General features: G+C 59.9%; 4 protein-coding genes. 2 read left to right on the forward strand and 2 right to left on the reverse strand.

Annotation, left to right across the window (positions count from 1 at the left end):
* The first annotated feature begins 586 nt into the window (after positions 1 to 586).
* Together IRZ24_RS14060 and IRZ24_RS14065 are read left to right on the forward strand one after the other, a co-directional pair.
* Positions 587 to 1567: an NADPH:quinone oxidoreductase family protein gene (locus IRZ24_RS14060; protein ID WP_297165308.1), complete on the forward strand. Its 981-nt coding sequence runs from the start codon at positions 587 to 589 to the stop codon at positions 1565 to 1567.
* Between the two features lie 364 nt (positions 1568 to 1931).
* Positions 1932 to 4457 (forward strand): AAA family ATPase, encoded by a 2526-nt coding sequence (locus IRZ24_RS14065; protein WP_297165309.1) that lies wholly within the window; start codon positions 1932 to 1934, stop codon positions 4455 to 4457.
* Positions 4458 to 4757: 300 nt separating this feature from the next.
* On the opposite strand, the gene IRZ24_RS14070 is transcribed toward IRZ24_RS14065, so the two are convergent.
* Positions 4758 to 7067, reverse strand: coding sequence for a Tex family protein (locus tag IRZ24_RS14070; RefSeq protein WP_366914299.1), 2310 nt, complete (start codon positions 7065 to 7067; stop codon positions 4758 to 4760).
* A gap of 238 nt (positions 7068 to 7305) precedes the next feature.
* The coding region (locus IRZ24_RS14075) for a hypothetical protein (protein WP_297165312.1) at positions 7306 to 7602 on the reverse strand (297 nt) is incomplete at its 5' end.

A 7602-nucleotide genomic window follows, 5' to 3' on the forward strand; every position in this document is an offset into this window, starting at 1 on the left:
ATGTCGGACACGTGAAGATTGTACTGCTTGCCCCTGCCTTCCTCAGAGCTGAGGTGGAACTTTAGTACTTTCTTCTTAGTGAATATTATAACAAATCGTTTCTCTCCTTGCTATTACGTACCAAATTATCCCTCTCTGAGCGCCAGCTCTGCACCGGAACTGCTCGCAGAAGCTCAGGGCTATCAGCAGCAGGCCTTGCTCCTTGGTAGAGAGAGCAGTGACGCGGCGCAGGCAGAGCAGAAGCTTAGGCAGCGAATGGCGGTTTGCTGTCAGAGGCTTCCTTCTTTTTTAGTTATAAACGTGCCGACAAGGTTTCTCTGGTCCCAGAACAGCCTACCACTAGCCTATCAAGGGGATACTCTGCCTGGTCACCATCTTGTTTGGCCGGGCCTGTCCTGGCAGGGCAGCGCTGGGGCGATGGGATAGAATGAGAATGCGCCTGCCCTCATCAATAGGGTCCATTGCGCTCAGCCCCGACCGGGCCGGCATCGGGGCAATGAGAGCGCCGGTCTCCCAGAGAGCAGGCCAGCAGTTTCGCTCGCAACCCATCTGAGCAAGCTAGTCATCGTGAGGAGAGATCTTGACCATGAAAGCGATCCGCATTCACGAAATCGGTGGCCCGGAGGTTATGCGCCTGGAAGAGATCGAGACGCCGCAGCCACGGCGGGGTGAAGTCCTGATCAAGGTGGCGGCTGCTGGGGTCAATTACGCCGACCTGGCTCAGCGTCAGGGCACTTATCTGACGCGAACACGTACGCCGACAACGCTTGGTTTTGAGGTCGCAGGAACGGTAGTAGCCTTGGGCGAGGGCGTCAGCGCTCCTGCGCCGGGTACACGCGTGGCAGCTTTCGCTAATGGTGGCTACGCCGAATATGCCACAGCCAGAGCCGAGACAGTCTTTCCAATCCCAGAGTCCCTTGACTTCGTACGGGCCGCCGCTCTGCCGGTTCAGGGAGTAACAGCTTATCAGCTTCTGCACGATTCCGCCCGTCTCCAGGCTGGTGAAAGCGTGCTGATACACGCTGCAGCCGGGGGTGTAGGAACCTTTGCTGTGCAACTCGCCCGCCTGCTGGGAGCTGGCCAGATCATCGGTACAGCGAGCAGTGAGGCCAAGCTCGAGCATATTCGGCGGCTAGGAGCTGATCAGGCTATCAACTATAGCCAGGCTGAGTGGACAGAGCAGGTTAAGCAGGCTACCAATGGCCGTGGCGTCGATATAGTGCTGGAAATGGTTGGCGGTTCAATTGCAGAGCAAAGCCTGTCGTGTCTGGCCCCCTTTGGCCGGATGGTTGTTTATGGTGCCGCCAGTGGACAGATCACGCAGTTTAGCGGTGTCCAACTGATGTATAAAAATCTGGCCATTATCGGCTACTGGCTCAGCGCCTGGCTCAGCCGTCCTCAACAGGTGGCCTTCGCCATGCAGGAGCTGAGTCGTTACCTGGCTGCCGGTCAGTTGACGATTTTTGTCGGGCACACTTTTCCGCTTGAAGAGGCTGCTCTTGCCCATCGGGCTATTGCCGAACGTCGTACGACAGGAAAAGTCGTGCTAACGGTTGAGCCGTTGTAACCTTCTGACGAATCTCCCTAGAGGGGAGTTGTTTTCTGGCGCGCATGGTGGCGGCCCTGGCTTTCCCCCGGAGAGCCTCTTTTCCGATCAGGACCAGGGCCGCTTAGGCCAGTCGCTGCAACACTGGGATCTATCAGGCGTTTCTACTAATGGCGGTCTGAGTAGCTCGCTCTCAATGTCTCGTCCCAGCCCAGCCTGGACAGTCCAGCCACCGGCGAATCAGGCAGCCACTCTGGATCAGACAGGCAGAGGAGACTGGGCCAGGAGATAGGCCTATTACCGGGACTTGGTCGCAGGCGACCTGCCCAGGTCGGGCTTGTCTTCGACCTTATCACTCGGAACAGGAAACATAGAGGTCTAGAGGATGGACGCCTTCCAGTTCGGTCAATGGTTCAGCAAACGACGGCGCCTTTGCGGCTGGCACAGTCAGCGTGCCCTGATCGAGGCAATCCGCAAGGACCCGGCGCTGCGCACCCTTGGCATTTCTGAGGATTTCCTGGCTCGGCTGGAGGCCGGCCATCTCCACTATCCTTTCCGTGGAAAAACCCGACAGCGAGTGCTTGCTCTGGCTACCCTGCTCTGCCGAACGCCGCGCGATGTGCAACAGTATCAGCGCGCCGCTGGCCTGCACGAGCTGAGTCCCCAGGAGATGGAGCTGCTCGCTACGCTCACCGAGCAATTGGGAGGCCCTTCTGCTCCTGGCCCTGTGCTGCTTCCGCCTCGCCCTCTTCACCTCATTGGGCGCAAGCACGAACTTCAGCATCTCCTGCACGCTTTACGTGAGGAGGGGCCAGGGATCTATATTATTAGTGGTATGCCCGGCGTTGGCAAGAGCGCCCTGGCCGCCGAGCTGGTCCATCTGCTGGCGACCGATTCCAACCGCTACCGACGTTCTTTCCCCGATGGAATTGTGGCCCTTAGCGCCAAAGGGTGTCAGGGATTACCAGGCCTCTGCACCCTGCTCCAGCGTCTACTTGCTCTCCTCAACATTCCCCGGGGCCAGTCTGAGCCGCCTACGGAGCTGCTGGCGCCGCCAGCGAGGCCAGCATCAGCTCAGGCTCTCTGCTCCGAAGTCGAGATGAATGCCTTGCTGGACCAGGTGCGCCGGCAACTGGCTGGCAAACGTGCTTTGCTGGTGCTGGACGATCTGGAATCACCTTTTCCGTTCCGCCAGGCTGCGGAGGTCTTGCTTTCTTGCAGTTGTCACCAGGGGGAGTGCCTCGCTGAGAGTGGCGCCTCTTTGACGGGTAGCAGTATGTTGCTGATCAGCCGCATTGTGCCACCGGCGACTGCTCTCCCTACCCACCACTATCATCTCGAGCCGCTGGCCCCTGCAGATGCCCTTTCCCTTTTCTTGACACTGCTAGGGCGCAGTCCGACAGCCCTGAGCGCCAGCGAGCTGCAAGCTGCTGAGCGCATTTGCTGTGCCGTTGGGGGCCTGCCTCGCGCTATTGAGCTGGCCGCAACTGCAGTTGGTGCGGGAATCTCGTGCGAGTTGCTGGCGGAGCGTCTCGCTCTCCATCCCCTTGACGTGCTGCTGGATAGCGAAGGCGAGCTACGCCGCTTGCTCGCCGAAGCCTTGGGAACACTGCCCCAGGAGACGCGCGAGCTTTTGTTCCAGCTTGCCCCCTTGATGGCTAAACCTTTTAGCTTGGCCGAGGCGGCTGACTGGCAGCAGCGCTGCCTGAGTGAGCCTCAGTGCGATCTGACGCTGACAGCCGAGCCGCTCAGCGCTCCCCAACGCACACTGGCCAGCACCGCCGCTCACCTGGCACGCCTGGTACGCAGCTCGTTGCTCGACCTCCTGCCAGAGGCAGAGAGCGCGCCAGGTGACAGCACCCATGAGCAGCGCTATCGCGTCCACCCGCTGCTACGCGCCTATGTTCAAGAAGAGCAGCAGCGACGGCAAGCCGCCTTGCTCGCCTTTGCCGCCGAGCAGCAACATAATGTTCCAGCTCTCAAGGGCCGTCAATCTGAGTTACTGATGGCCCTCTCTCAAGCGTACCAGAGCTGCCAGCACGAGATCTTTTTGCAGCTTTTGCAGTCTTTACTTGGTCTGCTGGCGCATTTACCCATGAGCGAGAGTGAGCCGCTTCTGCTGCGCGGCATTGAGGTCAGTCAGGGCTGCGCTGCCTTCTTTCACCGCGCCTGCTTTCTGCAGCGCCTCGGCGCTTTTCATTTCTACCACGGCCAATTTCAGGAGGCTCATCAGCGCTTTGAGGAGAGCCTTCAGGTGGCCCAGCAGGCGTTGCAGCCGGGGGAGCCGCGCCCGGCGCTCCCGCGGGGCGGTCATCCACGGAGCTATCTTGCACGCGCCTGGTTCTATCTGGCAGCGCTGGCCAGCAGCGAGGGAGATCTGGCACTTGCTCAGCGCTATATTAATATTTTTCTTCGTATCTGTCAGGAGTGTGGGGATTTACGGGGGACGATTGAAGCGCTCAAGCTCCAGGGACGCTATGCCTATCGCCAGGGCCGTCAGTTGGAAGCGAGCCAGGCGCTGCGCCATGCCGAGCATCTCTTCCTCTCCCAGGAGCAGCTACTGACACTCCCTTATGACCGTGCCCTGAGTCTGGAGATTCAGCTTTTGCTCTGCCATATCCGTGGGGAGCAGAGCGAGGCGCAGGCCATAGTCGAGCGCCTGATCACCCTGGCCAGTGACTATCTCGATCCCTACTTTGTTCCCGCGCTGGTCCTTGATGAGGCCGACTTCGCCTGGCGCCGCGGAGCCTGGGAAGAGGCCCATCTCTACGCTCTGCGTGCTATCCGCGAGGCCGACCGCCTGGCAGCCAGCTACCTCTATCAGAAGGGCCTGGCTCTGCTCAGACGTCTTAGCGAGCATGAGCCGCGATTGGCAACCAAACCAACGGGTCCGCTGCAACCGGGCGACTGAGGCGATCTGCCCGTTAGACAGACAGAGAAGAAAACGAAGGCGGCTGCTAAGGAGTTTGGCCCTCGCTGGTGCCGGCGAAGGGTTGCACTCCTCAGCAGCCGACTCCAAGCTTTACTATATGCCATATCGGCGCGGCCTGCAGCAGAAAGACGGCCTACAAGCGCGGAAAGAGCGCGTAATTGTAGCGTCTCCGAGATCAATTGCGCCCGCTTCCTAGGCACATTTGTAGGTCCGAGCTATAGTGCGGAAGAGCGCTGCTCTGCTCTCAAGACGGCGCCGATTACAAGAGCGGCGGAGGGCTTAGTGAGAGCGAGTGTGCAGGCCTCGCATGCTGAGCTGGATCTGCTCGCGCTGCAAGTCGACGGCCAGGACGCGTACCTGGACCACCTGCCCGACGGCAACCACCGCCAAGGGATCGCGGACATAATGGTCCGCCAGTTCCGAGATATGGACCAGGCCATCGCGCTTGACCCCGATGTCAACAAAGGCACCGAAATCGACAACATTGCGCACTGTGCCCTGGAGCACCATGCCTGGCTTGAGGTCCTCCAGCTTGAGAACGTCGTGACGCAGGATGGGGGGAGGCAATTCATCGCGCGGATCGAGTCCTGGCTTTTCCAGATTCTCCAAAATGTCGAGCAGCGTCGGCAATCCTACGCCAATCTTGCGCGCAATCTCGGCCCAGGCAGCTTGCTCTGCATCAAGCTCTCCATCCTGACCATGCCGCCGTCGGCTGCGCCCTAAGGTGCTTTGAAGCTTGATCAGACGCCGAAATTGAGCAATCCGCTCGGCTGGCTTGAGTGCTCCATCCGTACCGTCAGGGAGCATCTCTAGCAAGGCCCGTGCCGCTGGATAGCTCTCGGGGTGAATGAAAGTATTGTCAAGCATTTCGACGCCGTTGGAGATTTTGAGGAAACCAGCCGCCTGGGTAAAGGTCGCTGGTCCTAGCCCGGGGACCTTCAGCAGCTCTTCGCGCGAGCGGAATGGCCCATGCTCCTCACGGTATTTGACAATCGCAGTGGCGACACGGCTGTTAATGCCAGCGACATGCTTGAGTAGAGCCGCTGAAGCCGAATTCAGGTCAACGCCGGCGAAGTTGACGCAAGAGACCACGACGCGCTCTAACATCTCGGCCAGTGCTTTCTGATCCACATCATGCTGGTAGAGACCAACCCCCAGCGCTCGCGGGTCAATCTTGACCAGCTCAGCCAGCGGGTCTTGCAGACGGCGTGCGATCGAAATAGTTCCACGCTGGGTAGCGTCCAGGGTTGGGAACTCCTGGCGAGCAATCTCGGAAGCTGAATAGACCGAGGCGCCGGCTTCATTGACAATCACGTAGCCGATCTCTCCGCGGCGGCCTGTCTCTGCCTCCAGCTCGCGGATCAAGCTAGCTACTAACTGCTCGGTCTCGCGCGAGGCTGTGCCGTTACCAATCGCAATGACCTTTAAGTCGTACTCGGTGATCAGACGGCGCAGGGTCTGTTTCGCCTTTTCCTCCTGATGCAGATAGATGGTATCCGAGGTCAAGTACTTGCCAGTCTCGTCGACAACGGCCAGTTTGCAGCCCGTGCGATAGCCGGGATCAATGCCCAGCACTTTATAGCCACGCAGTGGTGGCTGCAGCAGCAGATGGCGCAAGTTCGCCGCGAAGATTCCGATAGCATGTTCTTCAGCCTTGCGCGTTAGCTCAACCCGTACCTCGCGCTCCATAGCCGGGGCCAACAGCCGTTTATAGCCATCCTCGATAGCCTGAGCAAGCTGGCTGGCAAAGGGCGAGGTCTCTTTGATGGGATAGTACGCCGTGATAGCGGGGCGCGCTTGCTCGTAGTCAAGCGTCACGCTGACGCGCAAGACTTCCTCACGCTCGGCGCGGTTAAGGGCCAGCACGCGGTGCGGAACCATGCGATCGACGCTTTCGTGGAAGTCGTAGTAGATACGGTAGGTTCCTTTCGGGTCTTTCTGGGCCAAGGCATCGGGATCAACTGGGCGAGCGCTGACCACGGCCTGCTTGAAGAAGAGAGCGCGTACAGCACCGCGCACGTTGGCATCCTCAGCCACGATCTCAGCCACAATATCGCGCGCTCCCGCGTAGGCTTCGAGCGCTGTTTCGACGCCTTTCTCAGGGTCGAGCAAGGGCCGAGCCTGCTCTTCCAGCACGCTGGCCGGATCACCAGACAGCTCGGGCTGCTGTAGAATTAGCTCCGCCAGCGGCAGCAGCCCTTTTTCTCGTGCGACACTGGCGCGAGTCTTACGCTTGGGTCGGTAGGGAAGATAGAGATCCTCGACTTCCTGCAGAGTGCGGGCTGCCATAATCGCCGCTTCCAGCTCTGGCGTGAGCTTTCCCTGAGCGGCGATTAAACGGCGGACATCGGCCTTGCGCTCAAAGAGGGCGCGCAGGGCCGCTGCGCGGTCGGCGATGGTCTGGATCTGGACCTCATCGAGGCTGCCAGTGACCTCCTTGCGGTAGCGGGCAATGAAGGGAATGGTATTGCCTTCATCGAGCAAGGTGAGGGTACGCGCAATCTGCTCGCTGGATAGCTGCAGCTCGGCGCTCAACAGGCGCGCCAATTCGGAAATGGGGAGAATCTCTTCACCTGTGCTCTGGGTCATGCTTGGATCAGTCACATTCACCGGAATAGTGCCACCTTCTGTCTGTGCTCGTGTTGGTCTGATCAGGGTGGGCTGGCCAGCTCTCGCGGCAGCAACCCGCGCCTAATGATACCATAGCCGCGGTCTTAGGCCAGCCTCTTCAGGCCCTTTGTCCGGTCAGCCACTACGTAGGCACTCGCTGACGCTTTTCTCCGCCATCCTGGCCCCTTCTTTCACTCGCCAGCCTCGCTCCTGGTCGCTAGCCGCCCCTCGGGCTCCATCGGCTGAGAGCAGCTCGCCTCCCGAGCAGCCCCCCAAGCCAGCCGAGCACCATCGCCAGTAGCAGACCACCACCGAGGTAGAGGAGAGGACCAGGAAGACGTGAGCCAGCTCCCAGTGAAGGCAGCGAGAAGAGCCAGGGCGCTACCTGATGCACAATGCGCGTTAGCTCGCGTCCGATCTGGAGAGGAATCCCCTGCTGGCTGGCGTGCAGCAGATCGCTTTGAAGGCGTTGTACGACAAGGATCAGCAGACCGCAGCCAAAGACGAGCCAAAA

It is taken from the genome of Thermogemmatispora sp., from assembly GCF_019683755.1.
GTDB lineage: Bacteria > Chloroflexota > Ktedonobacteria > Ktedonobacterales > Ktedonobacteraceae > Thermogemmatispora.

Excerpts from the sequence above, each read along its gene's own strand:
- IRZ24_RS14070 (WP_366914299.1), bottom strand. The coding sequence starts at position 7,067 with ATGACCCAGAGCACAGGTGAAGAGATTCTCCCCATTTCCGAATTGGCG.
- IRZ24_RS14065 (WP_297165309.1), top strand. The coding sequence starts at position 1,932 with ATGGACGCCTTCCAGTTCGGTCAATGGTTCAGCAAACGACGGCGCCTT.
- IRZ24_RS14060 (WP_297165308.1), top strand. The coding sequence starts at position 587 with ATGAAAGCGATCCGCATTCACGAAATCGGTGGCCCGGAGGTTATGCGC.